Here is a 20,477-nt window from a genome sequence, read left to right as displayed (position 1 = left end):
AATTGGGGTCAAGTCTGACATTCGGACACGAGCTCGGCTGTCGCACGGGGGTCAAGTCTGACATTCGGACACGAGCTCAACACTAGGCGCGGCCTAGTGTTGAGCTCGTGTCCGAATGTCAGACTTGACCCCCAGCCCACGGCACAGGCCGTGTCCGAATGTCAGACTTGACCCCAAGTTGAAAGGTCGTATGAAGCAACAACGCAATGCCTGGGCCTGGGTGCCCAGTATTTCCTTCAGCCAGGCTGTGCCTTACGTCGCGGTGATGATGCTGTCGACGGTGATGTACAAGAACCTCGGCGTGTCCAACACCGACCTGGCGTTCTATACCGCGTGGCTGTACCTGCCGTGGGTGATCAAGCCGCTGTGGTCGCCCATCGTGGAGCTGTTCGGCACCAAGCGGCGCTGGATCGTGCTGCTGCAACTGCTGACCGGCGCGGCGCTCGCCTCGGTGGCGCTGACCCTGCACCTGCCCGAGTTCTTCCGCATCAGCCTGGCCGTGCTGTGGCTGATGGCCTTCAGCTCGGCCACCCACGATATCGCCTCCGACGGCTACTACATGCTCGGCCTGCCGACCCAGCACCAGCAGGCCGCCTTCGTCGGCGTGCGCAGCGCCTTCTACAAGCTGGCGATGATCTCCGGACAGGGCGGCCTGGTCTACCTGGCCGGCCGGCTGGCCACGTCCAGCGGCGATCCCGCCTGGGCCTGGTCGGTGGTGTTCGGCCTGATGGCGGCCCTGATGCTGGCCTTGGGCGCCTATCACCAGCTGATCCTGCCCCGCCCCGGTTCCGACCGCAGCCATGCGGCCGGCGGCGCGCTGTGGCAGGATTTCCTGCGCACCTTCCACAGCTTCTTCCAGAAACCGGGCATCAAGGCCACGCTGGGTTTCCTGCTGCTGTACCGCCTCGGCGAGGCGCAGCTGCTGAAGATGGCGGCGCCCTTTCTGCTCGATGCGCGCGCGCAGGGCGGCCTCGGCCTGAGCACCGAGACCGTCGGCGTGGTCTACGGCACCGTCGGCGTGTGCGCGATGGTGCTGGGCGGGCTGGCCGGCGGCGTGGTGATTTCCCGCTTCGGCCTCAAGCGCAGCCTGTTGCCGATGGTGTTCATCATGCACGTGCCGGACCTGGTGTTCGTCTACCTGGCCAGCGCGCTGCCCACCGACACCACGCTGATCTCCGCCTGCCTGGCGGTGGAACAGTTCGGCTACGGCTTCGGCTTCTCGGCCTTCCTGCTGTACATGGTGCTGGTGGCGGACGGCGAGCACAAGACCGCGCACTACGCCATCTGCACCGGTTTCATGGCCCTCGGCATGATGTTGCCGGGGATGGTCAGCGGCTGGGTACAGCAGCACCTGGGTTATCAACATTTCTTCGTCTGGGCCTGCGTTTCGACCCTGCCCGCGTTCGCGATGACGGCGCTGGTACGGATCGATCCCCAATTCGGCAAGGAATAAACGGTAAGCGCATTACAATACGGGTGCTCAACAGATTCGGGGAATGGTTTTGGTTTTTAATGCAAAGAAGCGGCTGACGCTGTCTGCCGGCGTGGCCGGCGCCCTGGCCGTGCTGCTGGACGGCTGTTCCAGCACACCGATCGCGACCGCGCCGGAGGCTGGTGTCCCGCCGCGTCCGCAGGCACCAGGCATCGCGACGCCGCCGGCGCCGTTCGATATGAACATGCCGCCGCCGGCCCCGCGCGAGTTCCGCGCCGCGTGGGTGTCGACCGTGGCCAACATCGATTGGCCCAGCCGCAGCAACCTGGGCATGGCCAAGCAGCAGGCCGAGGCGCTCGCCATCCTCGACCGCGCGCAGGCGCTGCAGCTGAACGCCATCGTGCTGCAGGTGCGGCCGAGCGCGGATGCGATCTATCCGTCCGAGCTGGAGCCGTGGTCCGAGTTCCTGACCGGCCAGCAGGGCCGCGCCCCCGCCACCGCCTGGGACCCGCTGCAGTTCTGGATCGAGCAGGCGCACGCGCGCGGGCTGGAGCTGCATGCCTGGTTCAACCCCTACCGCGCCCGCCACGCGACGGCCAAGTCGCCGCTGGCGCGCAACCACATCGGCAGCACCAATCCGGAGGTGGTCAAGTCCTACGGCCGCTACCTGTGGATGGACCCGGGCGAGGCGGCTGCCTCGCAGCACACGCTGGACGTGGTGCTGGACGTGGTGCGCCGTTACGATATCGACGGCGTCCACATCGACGATTATTTCTATCCCTACCCGATCGACACGGCCGGGGCGGACGGCGTGGTGCTGGACGCCGGCGCCGGCCCGAAGCAGGAGCTGGAGTTCCCGGACCAGCCGTCGTGGCAGCACTACCTGCTGGGCGGCGGCACGCTGGACCGCGCCGGCTGGCGCCGCCAGAACGTCAACACGCTGATCGAGGCGCTCTACCTCGGCATCCACAAGGAGAAGAGCTGGGTGCGCTTCGGCATCAGTCCGTTCGGCATCGGCCGCCCGGATCGGCGCCCGGCCGGCATCGTCGGCTTCAGCCAGTACGACAAGCTGTACGCGGACGCCGAACTGTGGCTGGCCAACGGCTGGCTCGACTACCTGGCGCCGCAGCTGTACTGGCCGGTGGCGCAGGCGCCGCAGGCCTTCGACGTGCTGCTCGACTACTGGCTGGCGCAGAACACCCGGGCGCGCCACGTCTGGCCGGGCCTGTACACCAGCCGCATCGACAACAGCGCCAAGGCCTTCGCGCCGGAGGAGATCGTCAAGCAGATCGGCGTCACGCGCAGCCGCGCCGGCGTGCAGGGCCACCTGCACTTCAGCATCGCCGCGCTGATGGAGAACCGCAAGGGCATCGCCGACCAGCTGCGCGCGCAGACCTACCAGACCGCCGCGCTGGCCCCGGCCAGTCCGTGGCTGGGCGCGGAGCTGCCGCTGGCGCCCACCGTCGCCGTGCGGCGCGAGGGCAACGGCGTGGGACTGAAGCTGTCGGCCGGCGCCGGCAGGCCGGTGGCGCATTACGCGATCTGGTCGCGCTACGGTTCGGAATGGCGCTTCGCGGTGGCGCCCGCCTCGCGTCCGGTGCTGCTGCTGCCGGACGACGCGGCGGCCGGCTCGGCGCAGGCGGTGGTGGTCAGCGCGGTCGACCGCCTGGGCAATGAAAGCGAACGCATCAGCGTCATGCGCTGACCATCATGGAGCGCAACATGGGCGAGCTGGGACTGGGCATCGACGCGGGCGGCACGCAGACCCGCTGGGCATTGGCCGACGCGGCGGGCGCGGTCGTGGCCGAGGGCGCGGTGGCCGGCCTGTCCGCCACGCAGATGGGCAACGCCGCCGGCCGCGACGCGGTGCGCGGCATCTTCTCGCTGCTGGCGGCGCAGGTGCTGGCGGCCGGCCGGCCGCGCGCCGTGTGCGCCGGCCTGACCGGCTTCGACGGCCAGGCCACGCTGCCCGCGCAATGGCTGGCCGAACTGCTGCAAGTGGCGCCGCCGGCGGTCGCGCTGCGCAACGACGTGGAGATCGCCTACCTCGACAGCTTCGCGCCCGGCGAAGGCTACCTGGTCTACGCCGGCACCGGCTCCATCGCCGCGTGGATCGGCGAGGACGGCGTGTTCCACCGCGCCGGCGGACGCGGCGTGACGCTGGACGACGGCGGCGGCGGCTTCTGGATCGCGCGCGAGGCGATGCGCCACATCTGGCGGCTGGAGGACGAGCAGCCCGGCGCCTGGCAACAATCGACTATGGCACGCGCGGTGTTCGAGCAGGTCGGCGGCAGCGACTGGGCGTTGTCGCGCCAGTTCATCTACGGCCAGGAGCGCGGCGCCATCGGCCGCCTGGCCCTGGCCGTGGCCGCCAGCGCGGACACCGATCCGGTGGCGCGCAGCATCCTCGAACAGGCCGGCCGCGAGCTGGCGCGCATCGCGCTGGCGCTGGTGGGCCGCTACGGCCCGCGCCCTCTGGTGCTCAGCGGCCGGGCCGCCACGCTGCACCCGCTGATCGCGCAGGCGATGCGGGCGGCGCTGCCGCCGGAACTGCCGCTGCGGCAAAAAGAAGCGCAGGCCCACCACGCTGCGGCCCGCATTGCTCTACACTCACGGAATTGAAACGTTGCCGAGACCGCTAATGATGAAGCTCCTGCCGCTTGCCGCCCTGACCACCGCCGCCGCCCTGCTGGCCGGCTGCGCCACCGCACCGCCCGCCGGGCCGCGCCTCGACACCACGCTGACGGCGCGCAGCCAGAGCGACCGCATCAAGTACATCATCCTGCACTACACGGTCAGCGACCTGCCGCGCTCGATCAAGATACTGACCCAGCAGGAAGTCAGCGCCCACTACCTGCTGACCGACACCGACCAGCCCTTCTTCTACACGCTGGTGGACGAATCGCGCCAGGCCAACCATGCCGGCCTGAGCAGCTGGAAGATCTACAACCAGCTCAATTCGGCGTCGATCGGCATCGAGATCGTCAATCCCGGCTTTGTCGACACGCCGCAGGGTAGCGTGTACGCGCCGTTCAAGCAGGCGCAGATCGACCAGCTGATTTTGCTGCTGAAGCAGATCGTCGCGCGCCACGACATCAAGCCGGAGAACATCCTCGGCCACAACGACATCGCGCCGCAGCGCAAGCAGGATCCCGGCCCGATGTTCCCGTGGAAGCAGCTGGCCGACGCCGGCCTGGTCGCGTGGCCGGAGCCGAGCCGCGTGGCCGCGCGCCTGCAGCTGTTCCAGCAGCAGCTGCCGGACGTGGCGTGGTTCCAGCGCAAGCTGGCGCAGCACGGCTACGCGGTGCCGCAGACGGGCGAGCTGGACCAGGCCACCCGCAACGTGATGGTGGTGTTCCAGTCCAAGTATCGGCAGTCGCTGTACGACGGCGAGCCGGATGCGGAAACGGCGGCCATCCTCGACGTGCTGACCAGCCCGCTGCCGCTGCAGATGGCGGTCCCGCCGACCGTGATGCCGCAGCCGCAGCCGGCGCCGGGCACGTTGCCGACCGAATAACTCGTTGGGAGCGCCGCATGGCTGTCACCGTCCGCTGTGAAGAAATCGCCAGCCATCCCGACTTCCGGCGCCTGGACGGCATCGCCGGCATCGCCGTCGACCTGCGCTACGCCACGCCGGATAATTTCGTCGGCCGCGACTTGTACACGCCGCTCGACTGCGCCTGGCTGCACCGGCACGCGGCGGCGGCGCTGGAGCGCGTGGTGGCGTGGCTGGCCGAACGGCGGCCCGACTGCAGGGTGCTGGTGCTGGACGCGCTGCGTCCGCAGCGGGTGCAGGAGCAGTTGTGGCTGGCGCTGCAAGGCACGGAACTGCTGGGCTACATCGCCGACCCGGCGCGCGGCTCGATCCACTCCTTCGGCATGGCGCTGGACCTGACCCTGCTCGACGCGCAGGGCCGCGAGCTGGACATGGGCACCGGCTTTGACGATTTATCGGAACGCTCGCATCCGGCGCTGGAGGCGGCATTGCTGGCGCGCGGCGAGCTGAGCGAACAGCAGATCGCCAACCGCCGCCTGCTGCGCGACGCCATGTTCCAGGCCGGCTGGGTCGGCATCAACAGCGAATGGTGGCACTTCGACTGCGGCGACCGCCAGCTGGTGCGGCGCGACTACATCCGCGTGCTGTAGCGCTTACCCCGCACGGTAGGCATCAACGATCCACCATCGCCATGCGCTCCTTGCTGTAGCGCGGGCCGGACACCTGCTTGAGCGCGCTGTCGAGCACCGCCATCTCGGTCGCATCGAGCGCGATCTCCGCCGCCGCCACGTTCTGCTCCAGGAAGGCGCGCCGGCGCGTGCCGGGGATGGTCACGATATCGTCGCCCTTGTGCATGGCCCAGGCCAGCGCGATCTGCCCCGGCGTGACCAGGCGATGATCGGCCAGCTCGCGCACGATGGCGGCCGCCTCCATGTTGCGGTCGAAGTTCGCGCCCTGCAGGCGCGGGTCCAGATGGCGGAAGTCGCTGGGCGGATATTCCTCCGCGCGCTTGGCGGTGCCGGCCAGGAAACCCCGTCCCAGCGGGCTGAACGCCACCAGGCCGATGCCCAGTTCACGCAGCGCCGGCAGCACGTCGGCCTCCAGATTGCGCTCCCACAGCGAATACTCGCTTTGCAGCACGCTGATCGGATGCACCGCGTGGGCGCGGCGGATGTTGGCCACGCCCGCCTCGGACAGCCCCAGGTAGCGCACCTTGCCCTCGCGGACCAGCTCGGCCATCACGCCCACCACGTCCTCGATCGGCACCAGCGGATCGATACGATGCTGGTACAGCAGGTCGATGTGGTCGGTGTTCAGGCGGCGCAGCGAACCCTCCACCTTCTCGCGGATATGTTTCGGATCGCTGGTCACGCCGACGGTCTTGCCGTCGCGGATGTCGAAGCCGAACTTGGTGGCGAGGATCACCTCGCTGCGGCGGCCGGCGAAGGCGCGGCCCAGCAGCGCCTCGTTGTCGTAGGGACCGTATTGCTCGGCCGTGTCGAAGAAATTGACGCCCAGTTCCAGCGCCCTGTGCAGCGTGGCGACCGCCTCGGTCTGGTCGGCCGGCCCGTAGGTATTGCTCATGCCCATGCAGCCCAGTCCCTGCGCCGATACCGTCAGACCCTGGCTGCCTAAAGTGCGTTGTTTCATGGTGACTCCTGCTTGATGTGGTGCTTTCAGTATGGCCACCGCACAAAAAATACACAATCCACTTACAATGCAAAGCATTGTTGATGTAGCTGCAACGGTGGAGCGATGCAATGGAAATGTTGAAGGAGATGGCCATCTTTGCACAGGTGGTCGATAGCGGCGGTTTCTCTGCGGCGGCGCGGCAGCTGGAGCTGACCACGTCGGCGGTCAGCCGCCACGTTTCGCGGCTGGAGGCGCATATGGGCGGACGGCTGCTGCAGCGGACCACGCGTTCGCTGTCGCTGACCGAGCTGGGGCAGCAGGTGCACGCGGCCTGCGCGCGCATGGTGAGCACGGCGCGCGAGGTGCATGCGCTGGCCGGCAGCTACAGCGCGCGGCCCAACGGCACCATCCGCGTCAGCGCGCCCATCGTGCTGGGGCAGGTGTGGCTGGCGCCCAAGCTGCCCGGCTTCCTGGCGCGCTATCCGGAGGTCAACGTCGAACTCCAGCTGATGGACCGCAAGATCGACCTGATCGAGGAAGGCATGGACCTGGCGATCCGCATCGCCACCGAACTGGCGCCGGGGCTGGCGGCGCGCACGCTGGGGCCGGTGAGCTATGTGCTGGTGGCGTCGCAGCAGTACCTGGACGCGCATGGCGAGCCACAATCGCCGCACGAGCTGCCGGCACACCAGTGCAGCTATCTGGGCTACGCGCGCTTCGGCGACGCCTGGAGCATGCGGCGCGGCGGCGAGACGGCCAGCATCCGCGTGCCGTCGCGGCTGACGATCAACAACAGCGGGGCCTTGATGGCGGTGGTGGAGGCGGGCGGCGGCATCGGCCTGGTGCCGGACTTCACGGCCCGTCCGGCGCTGGCGCAGGGACGGGTGCGGCGGGTGCTGCCGGAGTGGAGCTTCGACCAGCCGTACGCCGGCACCGTGCACGCCGTGTACATGCCCGGCCCGCACCTGGCGCTGAAGGTGCGGGCGTTTATCGACTATCTGGTGGAGGAAGGGTTGCCGGGGATGTGACTACCGGGAGCGGGCAAATGCCAAGATCGGCGCAACGTTGTCGTGGCCAACCACAATCACGTTCTTTGCTTTCAACTCAGCGACAATCTCGCCTTGCGCGCGGCCGCGCGGCGTAGGCTCATTGGCCTCGGGGCCTTTGACGGCAAAGAGGACTTGAGGGGGTAACAGATCGCGCTTTTTAAGCGAGTCAATACGGTAGAGCCATTGGCCGCCGTGGTCGATGATTTTCGCGGCGTCAGTGTAATTGAGGTTGAGCGGCTTGATGATTTTTTCAGGATGCTCTTCCGGGCCTGCCACGAAAGGAAAATGCGCGTGATATTCTTCGTTGCCTATGCGCGCCGCATGGAATTTGTTTTGGAGCCCGGCGTCACGCAGCCATCCGCTGACATCGCGCTCCAGCAGCTTTTCCTGATACTCCTTGTTTGCGAAGTTGTGTCCGACGTAGTAGTCATAGAGCTCCAGCAATTTCGAGGTGCAATCTTCAGCCAAGACAAGACGTGGTTCGCTAAAGCGCAACATGGTCTCACGAGGCTTAATCAGCTCCGCCCAAATGCGCAGCAGAGCTTCTTTGTCGTAGCTGCCAGTCTGGTTTAATATCAAATGGAGTCGTTCCATTTCCTCGCTCAGATCGCTGATTGAGGCTTTGAAAACCTTGGGATCTAGCCCTTCAAAGAAATTGGTCACGCGAGCGTATCGGTTAAGCAAAAGTTTGAACCCGAAGAAGCGTATTCCGGGTGCAAGCATAACCAAGCCAACATTGGCGAACTCTCCGGTCTCAATGAACGGCGTAAAGCGAACAATGGCGTAATGACAGGCGATATTCATGGTGGTGGCAACTGCCAGAATGCATCTGTTAAAGCACGCTCCAAAAGCCGTTTGATCTCATCAAACGGGAACTTGGTCGGCATGGTCATTTCGGCGTCGATAAAGCGCCAAGCTAAGGGAAGCGTATCACAAATAGCATCCCAATTTTCCAGTGCGGTGGTAAAGCGGGCGCGGTATGTGTCGCGCAGGAGGAAATCACTGAACAGATCGGCTACTTCTGAAGAAAACACATGCAGATGAAGAAATTGTGCTGGGTCGAAGTCCGCATCAAAAGCCAAATTGTGATCAATCATGACCAATGCCGGTGACTCACCGACCGTCCACAGCAGGTTGGGATTGCCGCCAATGTCCGTTAAGTTGCGATCTGCATTGCGCACCCACCAGTCAAACACGATGATGTCGCGACGCAGACTTTGCTGTACTCGTTTTATATCGCTGCGCATCAGGTTTCTGGCGTTCACGCGGCGAGATGCGAAGACCGGGTCCGCGCCCAAGTCTTGATAAGTGCCAGTTAAGTCAGCTTCGATTATTTCGACAGGTACCGTCGCCAACGCATAGTGGGGAATGGGTAATTTCAATGCTGTACATAACTGTGCGCTTATCCACTCGGCGATAAGCTGATATCGGGTAGTTGATTTTCCCTTGACGAAGTAGACGTCTCCATCGTCACACCGACAGATGAAAGGGCGTGTTTGTCCCTCTTGAGAGCGGCTCAGTATTTCTGTGACGATTAAGGACATCTTGCAATGTTCCCCGCTGCGTTATGGTCAAATTATTCTACGCGAACTTCAGTATGGAAAATTCAAACCTATTTGGTACGAGCCACCCAGTCGATCACGCCGTCCAGCACGGTGCGGCCGGCGCCGTTGGCGACGTGTTCGTCGTTCAGGATGGCGACCACGATGCAGGGCTGGTTGTTGGCGTCGGTGACGTAGCCGGCGATGGCGATCACGCTCTTCAGGCTGCCGGTCTTGATGCGGGCGCGCAGCGCGGCCGGGCTGTCCTTGAGGCGCTTGCGCATGGTGCCGTCGGTGGCGGCGATTGGCAGGCTGGACAGGAACTCGGGCATCCACAGGCTCTTCAGGCCCGCTTGCAGCACGCCCGCCAGTTGCGCCGGCGTGGCGCGCTCGGTGCGCGACAGGCCGGAGCCGTTGTCGAACACCAGGCCGTTGGCGTCGATGCGCTGGCTTTGCAGCCAGGCGCGGATCGCGGTCTCGGCGCGCATCGGCGTGCTGGCGGCGCTGCCGTCGGGCGCGATCGGGCGGCTGCCCAGCACGGGGTCGGCCTCCAAGCTGCCCAACATCAGGAAGACTGTGCGGGCCAGGGTGTTGTCCGAGAATTTGTTGATGTCGCGTAGCATTTCCGGCAGCGGGCGGGAGACGTGTTCGGCCAGCAGGCGCGTGGCCGGGACGGCGGCCGGGGCCGGCGTAGCAGTGGCCGGCGCATCGACATCGGCGTCAGCGGCCGGTTTGGCGGGCGTGGCGCTGGCGGCGGGCGAGGCGGTCACGTTGGCGGCCGGCGTGGCCGCAGTGGTGCTCGTGCCCGGCGCGGCAGCCTCGCGCACCTCGCCGCTGATGCTGCCGCCCAGCTTGCGCCAGGTGGCGCGCAGCAGGCGCTCCAGATAGTCGTGATGATCCATCACATCGACGCTGGTCGACTTGATGCAATTCCTCGGGAAGCTGCCATGCAGCACCACCTCGATCCTGTCGCCGCTGCGCGCCACGTCCGGCGAGCGCCAGCCCGCCTCCCACGATCCGCACGGCGCGTCGCTGAGCGTCATCTCCGAACGGATGGCGACCTTGTCCATCTCCGGCATCATCACCAGGCCCAGCTTGTGGGCGGTCGAGCGCATCTCCACTTTCAGCAGATTGGTGTTGGTCAGCAGCGCGTCGGGGATCACGTTGTAGTAGGCCCATGGATACTCGTCGAATGGCGGCTGGCCCACGTCCGGCCGCGCCGGCTGGAACAGTTGCCGGTCCAGGATCACTTCGCCCTTGATCTTGCGGATGCCCTGGTTGCGCAGCGCCTGCAGCATGTGCAGCAGCACGTCCTCGTTCAGGTCGACATCGCCGCCGCCGCGCAGGATCAGGTCGCCCTGCAGCACGCCGTTGACCAGCTCGGCGCCGGTGCGGAACTCGGTGCGGCCGCGGAAGGCCGGCCCCAATTGCTCCAGCGCGGTCATCGTGGTGAACAGCTTCATGGTGGACGCCGGCTGCATGCTCTGCTGCGCGTTGTGCGAGACCAGCGTGGTGTCGCCGCGCAGCACGACGATGCCGGCGCCTTCCGGCGGAATTTGCGCCGCCTGCAGCAGGGCGCTGATCGGCTCCGGCAGGTCAGCGGCGTGGGCGGTACCGGCGGCGATCAGCGCGGCGAGGATGAGGCGACGGAACATGGCGACCTTGTTCAATGGAAGAAGACGTAGGATACAAAAATGGCGGCGATCACACCGGCAAAATCGGCGATCAGGCCGCAGGAGATCGCGTAGCGCGTCTTGCGTATGCCGACCGAGCCGAAGTACAGCGCGACGATGTAGAAGGTGGTGTCGGCCGAGCCGTTGAACACGCAGGCCAGGCGGCCGACGAACGAGTCCACGCCGTAGGTACGCATGGTGTCGATCATCATGGCCTTGGCGGCGCTGCCGCTGAGCGGCTTCATCAGCGCGGTCGGCAGCGAGGGCACGAAGTCGGTGTTGATGCCCAGGTGGCCGAACACCCAGCTGAAGCCGTCCACCACGTAGGCGAACACGCCGGCGTTGCGGATCACGCTGATCGCCACCAGCATGCCGACCAGGTAGGGAATGACGGTGATCGAGGTCTGGATGCCGCCCTTGGCTCCCTCGATGAAGGCCTCGTAGACGTTGACCTTGCGCCGCAGCGCGCCGATGATGAAGCCGGCGATCACCAGCATCAGCACCAGGTTGCTGAAGACCTTGGAGAACAGTTCGATCTCGGTCTTGGTCATGTAGTGCGTGAAGTAGTAGACCATGCCGGCGATGGCGGCGGTCATGCCGCCCAGCCAGCCCAGCACCACGCCGTTGAACAGGTTGATGCGCTGGCGGATGGCGACCGCGATGATGCCGGTCACCGTCGCCACGTAGGTCGCGATCATGCAGGGGATGAAGATGTCGGACGGATCGGCCGCGCCCAGGATCGAGCGCTGCGCCATGATCGCCAGCGGGATCAGCGTCAGCCCGGAGGTGTGCAGCACCAGGAACATGATCTGCGCGTCGGTCGGCTCGTCCTTGCTGGGGTTGAGGGTTTGCAGGCTTTCCATGGCCTTCAGGCCGAACGGCGTGGCCGCGTTGTCCAGGCCCAGCAGGTTGGCCGAGAAGTTCATCACCATGTGGCCGGTGGCCGGGTGGTTCTTCGGCACGCCGGGGAAGATGCGCGAGAAGAACGGCGCGATCAGCCGTGCCAGCAGGTCGATGGCGCCGGCCTTCTCGCCGATGTTCATGATGCCCAGCCACAGTGTCATCACGCCGGCCAGCGGCAGCGCGATGTCCATCACGCCGGCCTTGGCGGAGTCGAAGGTGCCGTCGATGATGCGCTTGAAAATCTCGGTGTCGCCCGTCAGGAGGAACTGCGCCAGCGCTGCCACAAAGCCGACCAGGAAGAAGCCGGACCAGATGTAATTGAGCGACATATCGAGTATTTTTCCTGAAAGCAGTGGGCGATCCGCAAAGTATAGCGGGTAAGCCCGCCAAAAAAGTTATAAGCTGCCGCTTTACGTATGCGAGGTGGAATGGACCTGATGACCAAAAGTTATGCCGCAGTCGTGCTGGCGCTGGTGTTATCGGCCGGCGGCGCCGATGCCGCCGCGCCGAAAGTCCTGCACGCCTTCCTGAGCACCGGCGAGACCGGACTTGATCCGGCGGTGGCGTCCGACATCGCCAGCCTGAGCCTGCTGGAGAACCTGTTCGATCCGCTGCTGCGCTACGACTACCTGGCCCGCCCCGTCAAATTGCAGCCCAACACGCTGAGCGCCATGCCGACCATCGAGGACAACGGCCTGAGCTACACCTTCCATCTGCGCCAGGACATCTACTTCACGCCCGACCCGGCGTTCAAGGGCGAGCACCGGCAAGTGACCGCGCAGGACTACGTCTACAGCCTCAAGCGCCTGTACGACCCCACGCTGAAGTCGCCATGGCTGTTCCTGTTGGAGGGCAAGATCGCCGGCGACGAGGCGCTCAAGACCAAGTTCAGCTACGACAGCGACATCGCCGGCCTGCAAGCGGTGGACAAGTTCACCCTGCGCATCAAGCTCAACACGGCCGATCCCAACTTCCTGTTTTACCTGGCCACCCCGTCCACCGCCGTGGTCGCGCGCGAGGTGATGGAAGCCTACGGCGCGCAGGCCGGCAACCACCCGGTCGGCACCGGCCCCTTCCTGATGGGCCGATGGAAGCATAGCGACCAGATCACGCTGCTGGCCAACCGCGACTTCCGCCCGACGATGTTCCAGGGCCGCCGCCTGCCGCTGCTGGACCAGGTCGACATCAAGATCGTCGAGGAATACCAGTCCCGCGTGCTGGGCTTCCTGAACGGCGAATTCGATTTCCTCGAACAGCTGCCGGAATCGATGAAGGACATGGTGCTGACCGCCGACGCCAAGCCGACCCTGAAGCCGGCGCTGGCCAAACAGGGCATGGTGCTGTCGCCCTTCCCCGTGCTGCAAACGTACTACATGTGGATGAACATGGACGACCCGCTGATCGGCGGCTACGGCAAGGAGAAGCTGGCTTTGCGGCGCGCCATCGCGCTGGGCTACAACAGCGGCGAGGACGTGGCGCTGATGAAGAAGGGCCTGGCGCTGCCGGCCGCCACGCCGCTGCCGCCGAACGTGCTGGGCTACGATCCCGCCTACCGCAGCCCGGTCGGCTACGATCCCGCGCTGGCCAACGCGCTGCTGGAGCGCTATGGCTACCGCAAGGCCGCCGACGGCTTCCGCACCCAGCCCGACGGCAAGCCGCTGACCCTGGTGATGCACAGCGAATCGTCCACCGTCGGCCGCCTGCGCGACGAGCTGTGGCGCAAGAACCTGAACGCCATCGGCCTGAAAGTCACGTTTAAGAGCGACAAGAAAACCGAGATCATCAAAGCGTCGCGTCTGGGCTCGGTGATGATGTTCGAGACCAACTGGGTCGCCGACTTCCCAGACGGCGAGAATTTCTACCAGCTGCTGTACGGCCCCAACAGCGGCCGCGCCAACTACGCGCGCTTCAACCTGCCCGCCTACAACCAGCGCTACGAGCAGAGCCGCGCCATGGGCGACTCGCCGCAGCGCACCGCGCTGTACGACGAGATGGCGCAGCTGATCCACGCCTACACGCCATGGGTGCTGCTGACCCATCCGATATCCGCCGACCTGCAGCAGCCGTGGCTGAAGAACTACCAGCGCCATCCGGTAGAATTCACCAACTGGCGCTATCTGGACGTGGGCGCACATAGTCCGCGCTGATCCATGCGTACAATGGCCGCATGAGACTATTCAACCGCAGGGCGCTGCTGCACGTCAGCGCACACCCGATGGGCTTCCTGCTGCAATGCCTGAAGGGCTTCCGCGCCAACCAGGGCTTGCTGCTGGCGGGCGCGGTCGCCTATTACTCGCTGCTGTCCATCGTGCCGCTGGTGATGCTGGTGGTGGTCGCGCTGTCGCACGTGATCGCGCAGGACGAGCTGCTGGCCACGCTGGGCCGCTACCTCAACTGGCTGGTGCCGGGCCAGGCCAAGGCCATCGTGACCGAGGTCGGCCACTTCCTCGAACACCGCGACCTGATCGGCGGCGTGCTGGTGGTCAGCATGATTTTCTTCAGCTCGCTGGCCTTCACCGTGCTGGAGAACGCCATGTGCGTGATCTTCAAGCACCGGGTCGAGATACGGCGCCGGCATTTCCTGATCTCGGCGATCATGCCCTACTGCTACATCCTGTCGCTGGGCGTGGGCATGCTGCTGGTGACGCTGGTGGCGGGCAGCCTGCAGGTGCTGGGCGAGGAAAGCGTGCAATTCCTCGGCTACAGCTGGTCGCTGCACGGCGTGTCCGGCGTGCTGCTGTACCTGCTGGGCCTGGGCGGGGAGGTGCTGGTGCTGACTTCGATCTACCTGGTGATGCCGGTGGGCCGGCTATCGCTGTCGCACGCGCTGATCGGCGGCGTGACGGCGGCGCTGCTGTGGGAACTGGCGCGCCACATCCTGGTTTGGTATTTTTCAACCTTGTCGCAGGTGAACGTGGTGTACGGCTCGATGACCACCGCCATCGTCGTCATGTTCAGCCTGGAGATCGGCGCCACCTTGCTGCTGTTCGGCGCCCAGGTCATCTCCGAGTTCGAGCGGGTCGGCCGCCGCCGCCAGCCGGGCGAAGCGGTGCCGATGACCACCCAAGCTACAGAAGTAAAATAATTTGTGCGTCGCACAAAAAACTGTGTTACACTACGTTCGTGGTTGAGGTTGTGAGGGAGGAATCCCGGACAACAGTCCCACATCCAAGTGGAGCGCCGCAGTTCGATATGTGTAAGACCGAACCGCAGTTGACGCGAAACCTGGAGTTGTAATTCCGGATACGATGGTCGATTTACACGTTGGAGGCACCACGCAGATAGCATGGGCGTCCGAGACTCTGGAGTCACTTTGCAGATAGCACTGGATTCCGGCATACGATTAAAGCATTGGTAATACATTGGAACAAAGCCCGCTGAGATGCGGGCTTTTTTTTATGGCCGATTCATTTCGATATTATTTGAAATATCGAATCACCTGCGGTAATATCGGCCGCATGGAAACCAAACAAGCTCTGGCGGCCCTGTCGTCGCTGGCCCAGGAAAGCCGCCTTGCCGTGTTCCGGCTGCTCGTGCAGGCTGGGCCGGACGGCATGGCCGCCAGTAAAATTGCGGAACGGCTCGCCATCTCGCCGTCGTCGCTGTCCTTCCACCTGAAGGAGCTGAGCCATGCCGGCATGGTCAGCTCGCGCCAGGATGGCCGCTTCATCATCTACGCGGCCGACGTGGGCGCGATGAACGGCCTGATCGGCTTCCTTACCGAAAACTGCTGCAGCGGCCTGCCCTGCGGCGTGAATCCCTGCACACCATGAACGTTCTCTTTCTTTGTACCGGTAATTCCTGCCGCTCGGTGTTGAGCGAAGGCGTCTTCAACCATCTGGCGCCAGCGGGTTGGCGCGCCATCAGCGCCGGCAGCCAGCCTGTGGGCGCGCTGCATCCGCGCGCGGTGGCGCTGCTGGCGCGCAAGGGCATTTCCACCGAGGGCTACTACAGCAAATCGTGGAACGACTTGCCGGTCACGCCGGACATCGTCATCACCGTCTGCGGCAGCGCGGCCGGCGAGACTTGCCCGGCCTATCTGGGCCAGGTGCTGCGCGCGCATTGGGGCGTGGACGATCCCAGCCATGTGGTCGGCACCGAGGAGGAAATCGAGGCCGCTTTCGAGCACGCCTACCGCATCATACGCGCCCGCATCGAGGCCTTCCTGGCTTTGCCACCGAGCGCGGACAAGAACGCACTCAAGCAGGAGCTGGACCGCATCGGCGGCCTGAGCGTGGCCTGATGCTGGCCGCCTCCCTGATCTTCCTGGCGACGCTGACCCTGGTCATCTGGCAGCCGCGCGGCCTGGGCATAGGCTGGAGCGCGGTGGCCGGCGCCTGCGTGGCGCTGCTGGCCGGCGTGATCCATGTCGGCGACATCCCGGTGGTGTGGCACATCGTGTGGAACGCCACCGGCACCTTCGTGGCCATCATCGTCATCAGCCTGTTGCTGGACAAGGCCGGCTTCTTCGAGTGGGCCGCGCTGCACGTGGCGCGCTGGGGACGCGGCAGCGGCAAGCTGCTGTTCGCGATGTTCGTGCTGCTGGGCGCGGCGGTGTCGGCGCTGTTCGCCAACGACGGCGCGGCGCTGATCCTCACGCCCATCGTCATCGCCATGCTGCGCGAGCTGAAGTTCTCCGGCAAGGCCACGCTGGCCTTCGTGATGGCGGCCGGCTTCGTGGCCGACACAGCCAGCCTGCCGCTAGTGGTGTCCAACCTGGTCAACATCGTCTCGGCGGACTATTTCAACGTCAGCTTCGCGCGCTACGCGGCGGTGATGGTGCCGGTGAACTTTGTCGCCGTGGCCGCCACGCTGGCGGTGCTGCTGTGGTTCTTCCACCGCGACATACCGGCCGACTACGACCTGGCGCAGGTCAAGCGGCCCGAAGACGCGATCCACGACCGCGCCACCTTCGTCACCGGCTGGTGGGTGCTGGGCCTGCTGTTGATCGGCTTCTTCTGGCTGGAGGACCTGGGCGTGCCGATCAGCGCCACCTCCGCCGTCGGCGCGGCCATGCTGCTGCTGGTGGCGGCGCGCGGCCACCGCATCTCCACGCGCGAGGTGATCGGCAACGCGCCGTGGCAGATCGTGGTCTTCTCGCTGGGCATGTACCTGGTGGTGTACGGCCTGCGCAACGCCGGCCTGACCGACTACCTGACGGCCGCGCTCAACGCCTGCGCGCAGCATGGCGTGTGGGGCGCGGCGATGGGCACCGGTGTCATCACCGCCATCCTGTCGTCGATCATGAACAACCTGCCGACCGTGCTGATCGGCGCGCTGTCGATCGACGCCAGCACCGCGCAGGGCGCGGCGCGCGAGGCCATGGTGTACGCCAACGTGATCGGCAGCGACCTGGGGCCGAAGATCACGCCGATCGGCAGCTTGGCCACGCTGCTGTGGCTGCATGTGCTGGAAAACAAAGGCATCAAGATTTCGTGGGGCTACTACTTCCGCGTCGGCATCTGCCTGACCTTGCCGGTGCTGCTGGTGACGCTGGCGGCGCTGGCCCTGCGGCTTAACTGAGGAGTGAACATGGACCTGCCCAACATCAACCCAGCCCTGCTGGACACGCCGACGCTGGACAAGCTGGCGCCGGTTGGTGACCTCGATCATCCGCCACGCATCCTGATGCTGTATGGCTCGCTGCGCGAACGTTCGTTCAGCCGCTTTTTGACGGAGGAAGCGGCGCGTATCCTGGAGCACTTCGGCGCCGAGGTGAAAATCTTCGACCCGACCGAGTTGCCGATGGCGGGCAGCGTGCCGGAAGACCATCCGAAGGTGCGGGAGTTGCGCGCCTTGTCGCTATGGTCCGAGGGCCAGGTGTGGTGCAGCCCGGAGCGCCATGGCGCGATCACCGCCGTGATGAAGAACCAGATCGACTGGATACCGCTGGAGCAAGGCGCGTTGCGCCCGAGCCAGGGGCGCACGCTGGCGGTGATGCAGGTGTGCGGCGGATCGCAGTCGTTCAACGTGGTCAACACGCTGCGGCTGCTGGGGCGCTGGATGCGCATGTTCACCATCCCCAACCAGTCGTCGGTGCCGATGGCCTACAAGGAATTCGACGACGCCGGCCGCATGCGTCCTTCCGCGTACTACGAGCGCGTGGTGGACGTGATGGAAGAGCTGTTCAAGATGACCCTGCTGCTGCGCGGCAGGACCGACTACCTGACCGACCGCTACAGCGAACGCAACGAGCGTTCAGTCAAGGTGATCAACCGACAACTTGGGAAGATTTGATGGACCCGCACACCCTGCCAGTGGAACTGGAAAAAGCGTATCGCCTGCTGAACCACGGCCCGACGGTGCTGGTCTCGGCCACGCACGGAGGCACTGCCGATGTGATGGCGGCGGCGTGGTCGTGCGCGCTGGATTTCATGCCTCCGAAAATCACGGTGGTGCTGGATAAGTCGACCGCCACGCGCGGACTGGTCGAGCAGAGCGGCTATTTCGCGCTGCAGGTGCCGAACATGGCGCAGATCGAGCTGACGCACGCGGTCGGTAGCATGAGTCTGGCCGATGTGCCGGACAAGCTGGCGCGATGCGGCGTCGAGCTGTTTCATGTGGAAGGCCAGGAGACGCCGCTGGTGGCGGGCTGTTCGGGCTGGTTGATCTGCAAGGTGGTGCCGGAGCCGCACAACCAGCAGACTTACGACCTGTTCATCGGCGAAGTGGTGTCGGCGTGGGCGGACTGCCGCGTGTTCCGCAACGGCCACTGGGAATTCGAGTCCGCGGGCCCGGAATGGCGCAGCCTGCACTACATCGCCGGCGGCACCTTCTACGCCATAGGCGAACTTGCCAAAGTCAAAACCTAAACGTGGGGTCAAGTCTGACATTCGGACACGAGCTCTGCCGTAAACGTGCGCTTACGGCAGAGCTCGTGTCCGAATGTCAGACTTGACCCCAAATTGCTTAACCCCAATGTGGGGATTACAGCGCGCGGGCGATCAGCAGTTTCTGGATGTCGCTGGTGCCTTCGTAGATCTGGCAGACGCGCACGTCGCGGTAGATGCGCTCCACCGGGAAGTCGGACACGTAGCCATAACCGCCGTGCACCTGGATGGCGTCCGAGCACACCTTCTCCGCCATCTCCGAGGCGAACAGCTTGGCCATCGCCGCCTCCTTCAGGCACGGCAGGCCGGCGTCCTTCATCGAGGCCGCGTGACGGATCAGCTGGCGCGCCGCTTCGATCTGCGTCGCCATGTCCGACAGGCGGAACTGCACCGCCTGATGCTCGAAGATCGGCTTGCCAAAGCTTTCGCGATCGCGCGCGTACGCCAGCGCCGCTTCGTACGCCGCGCGCGCCATGCCCACCGCCTGCGAGGCGATGCCGATGCGCCCGCCCTCCAGGCCCGACAACGCGATCTTGTAACCCTGGCCTTCCTCGCCGATCAGATTCTCCGCCGGAATGCGGCAGTTCTCGAACAGAATCTGCGCCGTGTCCGACGAATGCTGGCCCATCTTCTGCTCCAGCCCCGCCACGATGTAGCCCGGCGTCGATGTCGGCACCCAGAACGCGCTGATGCCCTTCTTGCCGGCCGCCTTGTCGGTGACCGCCATGACGATGGCCACGTCCGCATACTTGCCGCTGGTGATGAACTGCTTCACGCCGTTGAGCACATACTCGTCGCCATCGCGCGTGGCGGTGGTGCGCAGGGCGGCGGCGTCGCTGCCGGTGTGCGGCTCGGTCAGGCAGAAGGCGCCCAGCATCTCGCCCTGCGCCAGCGGACGCAGCCACTGCTGCTTCTGCTGGTCGTTGGCGTACATCATCGCGATGCTGCACACCGGGCAGTTGTTGACCGAGATGATGGTGGAGGTGCCGCCGTCGCCGGCCGCGATTTCTTCCAATACCAGCGCGAGCGACACGTAATCCATGCCGGCGCCGCCCAGCGCCTCCGGCACCGCGACGCCGAACGCGCCCAGTGCGGCCAGCTCCTTCAGCTCCTCTTTCGGGAAGTGATGTTCCTTGTCCCAGCGGGCCGCGTTGGGCGCCAGGCGCTCCTGCGAGAAAGTGCGCAGGGCGTCGCGTATCATTTCGTGTTCTTCGCTCAGTATCATGTTGTCTCGTTTATCGTTATTGAATCACCAGCCGATGCTTGTGCCATCGTGGTTGCGATACTCCGCCCGGTCGGACGCGGGTAGCGCCGCCAGCGTTGCGCGTATGCCTGCCGCGCTTTGTTCCACCGAGAGGTCGGCCTCGCCGCCCCCCATGTCCGTGCGCACCCAGCCCGGATGCAGGGCCACGCACGTCGCGCCCTGCTTGCCGAAGCTCAGCGCCGTGTCGATCAGCACCGAGTTCAGCGCCGCCTTGCTGGCCCTGTACAGCGAGCCGCTCGGATTGCTGCGCTCGCTGAGCGAACCCATCTTCGACGACAGCACGGCCAGCTTGCCGCGCACCGCGCACACCATCGGCGCGATGATGGGCAGCAGCCGCATCGCCGCCAGCACGTTGGTGTGCATCACCGTGTCGAAGTCCGACTGCAGCGGGAAGCCGTCGTGGCGCGGGCCATACACGCCGGCGTTGAGGATGGCCACGTTGAGCTCCTCCCCGTCCAGCTTCCAGCCCAGGCCGGCGACGGCCTCGACGTTGGTCACGTCCAGCCCGTGGGCCTCGGCGCCCAGCTCGGCCAATGCGTCCACGTCCTCCGGCTTGCGCGCGGTGGCGATCACGCGCCAGCCGTCGGCCAGGTACTGGCGCGCCAGTTCCAGGCCGATGCCGCGCGAGGCGCCGATGATCAGTGCCGTCGCCATCCG

Annotated in this window: 20 protein-coding genes; 13 read left to right on the top strand and 7 right to left on the bottom strand. The window is 65.5% G+C overall.

From position 1 onward, the window contains the following. Window positions 1–190 precede the first annotated feature (190 nt). From AC07WS_RS01280 to AC07WS_RS01260, 5 genes are read left to right on the top strand one after another with little or no spacing between them, the layout of a single operon-like run. Window positions 191–1,453: an MFS transporter gene (locus AC07WS_RS01280; RefSeq protein ID WP_494727348.1), complete on the top strand. Its 1,263-nt coding sequence runs from the start codon at window positions 191–193 to the stop codon at window positions 1,451–1,453. Window positions 1,454–1,496: 43 nt separating this feature from the next. Further along, window positions 1,497–3,137 (top strand): glycoside hydrolase family 10-like protein, encoded by a 1,641-nt coding sequence (locus AC07WS_RS01275; RefSeq protein ID WP_494727347.1) that lies wholly within the window; start codon window positions 1,497–1,499, stop codon window positions 3,135–3,137. 17 nt (window positions 3,138–3,154) lie between these two features. Next, a complete protein-coding gene (locus tag AC07WS_RS01270) occupies window positions 3,155–4,054 on the top strand; it encodes an N-acetylglucosamine kinase (RefSeq protein WP_494727346.1) in 900 nt (299 codons plus the stop codon). Between the two features lie 22 nt (window positions 4,055–4,076). Next, window positions 4,077–4,949 (top strand): N-acetylmuramoyl-L-alanine amidase, encoded by an 873-nt coding sequence (locus tag AC07WS_RS01265; protein WP_494728030.1) that lies wholly within the window; start codon window positions 4,077–4,079, stop codon window positions 4,947–4,949. Between the two features lie 17 nt (window positions 4,950–4,966). Beyond that, window positions 4,967–5,578 carry a M15 family metallopeptidase gene (locus AC07WS_RS01260; RefSeq protein ID WP_494727345.1) on the top strand — a complete coding sequence of 204 codons (612 nt, stop codon included), beginning with the start codon at window positions 4,967–4,969 and terminating at the stop codon, window positions 5,576–5,578. Window positions 5,579–5,600: 22 nt separating this feature from the next. Here AC07WS_RS01260 and AC07WS_RS01255 read toward each other — a convergent pair whose 3' ends face one another. After that, window positions 5,601–6,578: an aldo/keto reductase gene (locus AC07WS_RS01255; protein WP_494727344.1), complete on the bottom strand. Its 978-nt coding sequence runs from the start codon at window positions 6,576–6,578 to the stop codon at window positions 5,601–5,603. Between the two features lie 110 nt (window positions 6,579–6,688). On the opposite strand from AC07WS_RS01255, the gene AC07WS_RS01250 reads away from it, so the two are divergent. Next, window positions 6,689–7,588 (top strand): LysR family transcriptional regulator, encoded by a 900-nt coding sequence (locus AC07WS_RS01250; RefSeq protein WP_494727343.1) that lies wholly within the window; start codon window positions 6,689–6,691, stop codon window positions 7,586–7,588. Here AC07WS_RS01250 and AC07WS_RS01245 read toward each other — a convergent pair whose 3' ends face one another. The 4 genes from AC07WS_RS01245 to AC07WS_RS01230 form a co-directional block, all read right to left on the bottom strand. Beyond that, the gene (locus tag AC07WS_RS01245) at window positions 7,589–8,413 is read right to left on the bottom strand and encodes a DUF3037 domain-containing protein (protein ID WP_494727342.1); all 825 of its coding nucleotides are present in this window, start codon (window positions 8,411–8,413) and stop codon (window positions 7,589–7,591) included. Beyond that, a complete protein-coding gene (locus AC07WS_RS01240) occupies window positions 8,410–9,153 on the bottom strand; it encodes a HipA family kinase (RefSeq protein ID WP_494727341.1) in 744 nt (247 codons plus the stop codon). The genes AC07WS_RS01245 and AC07WS_RS01240 overlap by 4 nt, the downstream gene beginning before the upstream one ends. Before the next feature lie 68 nt (window positions 9,154–9,221). Then, window positions 9,222–10,805 (bottom strand): D-alanyl-D-alanine carboxypeptidase/D-alanyl-D-alanine endopeptidase, encoded by a 1,584-nt coding sequence (gene dacB / locus AC07WS_RS01235; RefSeq protein ID WP_494727340.1) that lies wholly within the window; start codon window positions 10,803–10,805, stop codon window positions 9,222–9,224. 11 nt (window positions 10,806–10,816) lie between these two features. Further along, window positions 10,817–12,055 carry a nucleoside recognition domain-containing protein gene (locus tag AC07WS_RS01230; RefSeq protein WP_494727339.1) on the bottom strand — a complete coding sequence of 413 codons (1,239 nt, stop codon included), beginning with the start codon at window positions 12,053–12,055 and terminating at the stop codon, window positions 10,817–10,819. A gap of 108 nt (window positions 12,056–12,163) precedes the next feature. Here AC07WS_RS01230 and AC07WS_RS01225 point away from each other — a divergent pair, with 108 nt between their 5' ends. From AC07WS_RS01225 to AC07WS_RS01195, 7 genes are all read left to right on the top strand, one after another. Then, window positions 12,164–13,873, top strand: coding sequence for an ABC transporter substrate-binding protein (locus tag AC07WS_RS01225; protein ID WP_494727338.1), 1,710 nt, complete (start codon window positions 12,164–12,166; stop codon window positions 13,871–13,873). A gap of 20 nt (window positions 13,874–13,893) precedes the next feature. Then, a complete protein-coding gene (locus AC07WS_RS01220) occupies window positions 13,894–14,811 on the top strand; it encodes a YihY/virulence factor BrkB family protein (protein WP_494727337.1) in 918 nt (305 codons plus the stop codon). A 373-nt stretch (window positions 14,812–15,184) separates the two neighbouring features. Next, on the top strand, window positions 15,185–15,499 hold the full coding sequence (locus tag AC07WS_RS01215) for an ArsR/SmtB family transcription factor (protein ID WP_494727336.1): 315 nt from the start codon (window positions 15,185–15,187) through the stop codon (window positions 15,497–15,499). Beyond that, window positions 15,496–15,969: an arsenate reductase ArsC gene (locus AC07WS_RS01210; RefSeq protein ID WP_494727335.1), complete on the top strand. Its 474-nt coding sequence runs from the start codon at window positions 15,496–15,498 to the stop codon at window positions 15,967–15,969. Before AC07WS_RS01215 ends, AC07WS_RS01210 begins: the two co-directional genes overlap by 4 nt. Continuing rightward, entirely contained in the window at window positions 15,969–17,249 is a 1,281-nt protein-coding gene (locus AC07WS_RS01205; protein ID WP_494727334.1) for an arsenic transporter, read from the top strand. The genes AC07WS_RS01210 and AC07WS_RS01205 overlap by 1 nt, the downstream gene beginning before the upstream one ends. Window positions 17,250–17,258: 9 nt before the next feature. After that, window positions 17,259–17,963, top strand: coding sequence for an arsenical resistance protein ArsH (arsH, locus tag AC07WS_RS01200; protein ID WP_494727333.1), 705 nt, complete (start codon window positions 17,259–17,261; stop codon window positions 17,961–17,963). Beyond that, the gene (locus AC07WS_RS01195; protein ID WP_494727332.1) at window positions 17,963–18,538 is read left to right on the top strand and encodes a flavin reductase family protein; all 576 of its coding nucleotides are present in this window, start codon (window positions 17,963–17,965) and stop codon (window positions 18,536–18,538) included. The genes arsH and AC07WS_RS01195 overlap by 1 nt, the downstream gene beginning before the upstream one ends. Before the next feature lie 115 nt (window positions 18,539–18,653). Here the strand turns inward: AC07WS_RS01195 and AC07WS_RS01190 are convergent, their stop codons facing one another. Both AC07WS_RS01190 and AC07WS_RS01185 read right to left on the bottom strand, forming a co-directional pair. Next, a complete protein-coding gene (locus tag AC07WS_RS01190) occupies window positions 18,654–19,781 on the bottom strand; it encodes an acyl-CoA dehydrogenase family protein (protein WP_494727331.1) in 1,128 nt (375 codons plus the stop codon). A 24-nt stretch (window positions 19,782–19,805) separates the two neighbouring features. After that, on the bottom strand, window positions 19,806–20,474 hold the full coding sequence (locus AC07WS_RS01185; RefSeq protein WP_494727330.1) for an SDR family oxidoreductase: 669 nt from the start codon (window positions 20,472–20,474) through the stop codon (window positions 19,806–19,808). Window positions 20,475–20,477: the final 3 nt, after the last annotated feature.

Source organism: Duganella sp. GW821-FHT01E12, from assembly GCF_059422325.1.
Note: the sequence above shows the minus strand (reverse complement) of the source record. Positions and strands in the feature narration are given on the sequence as shown.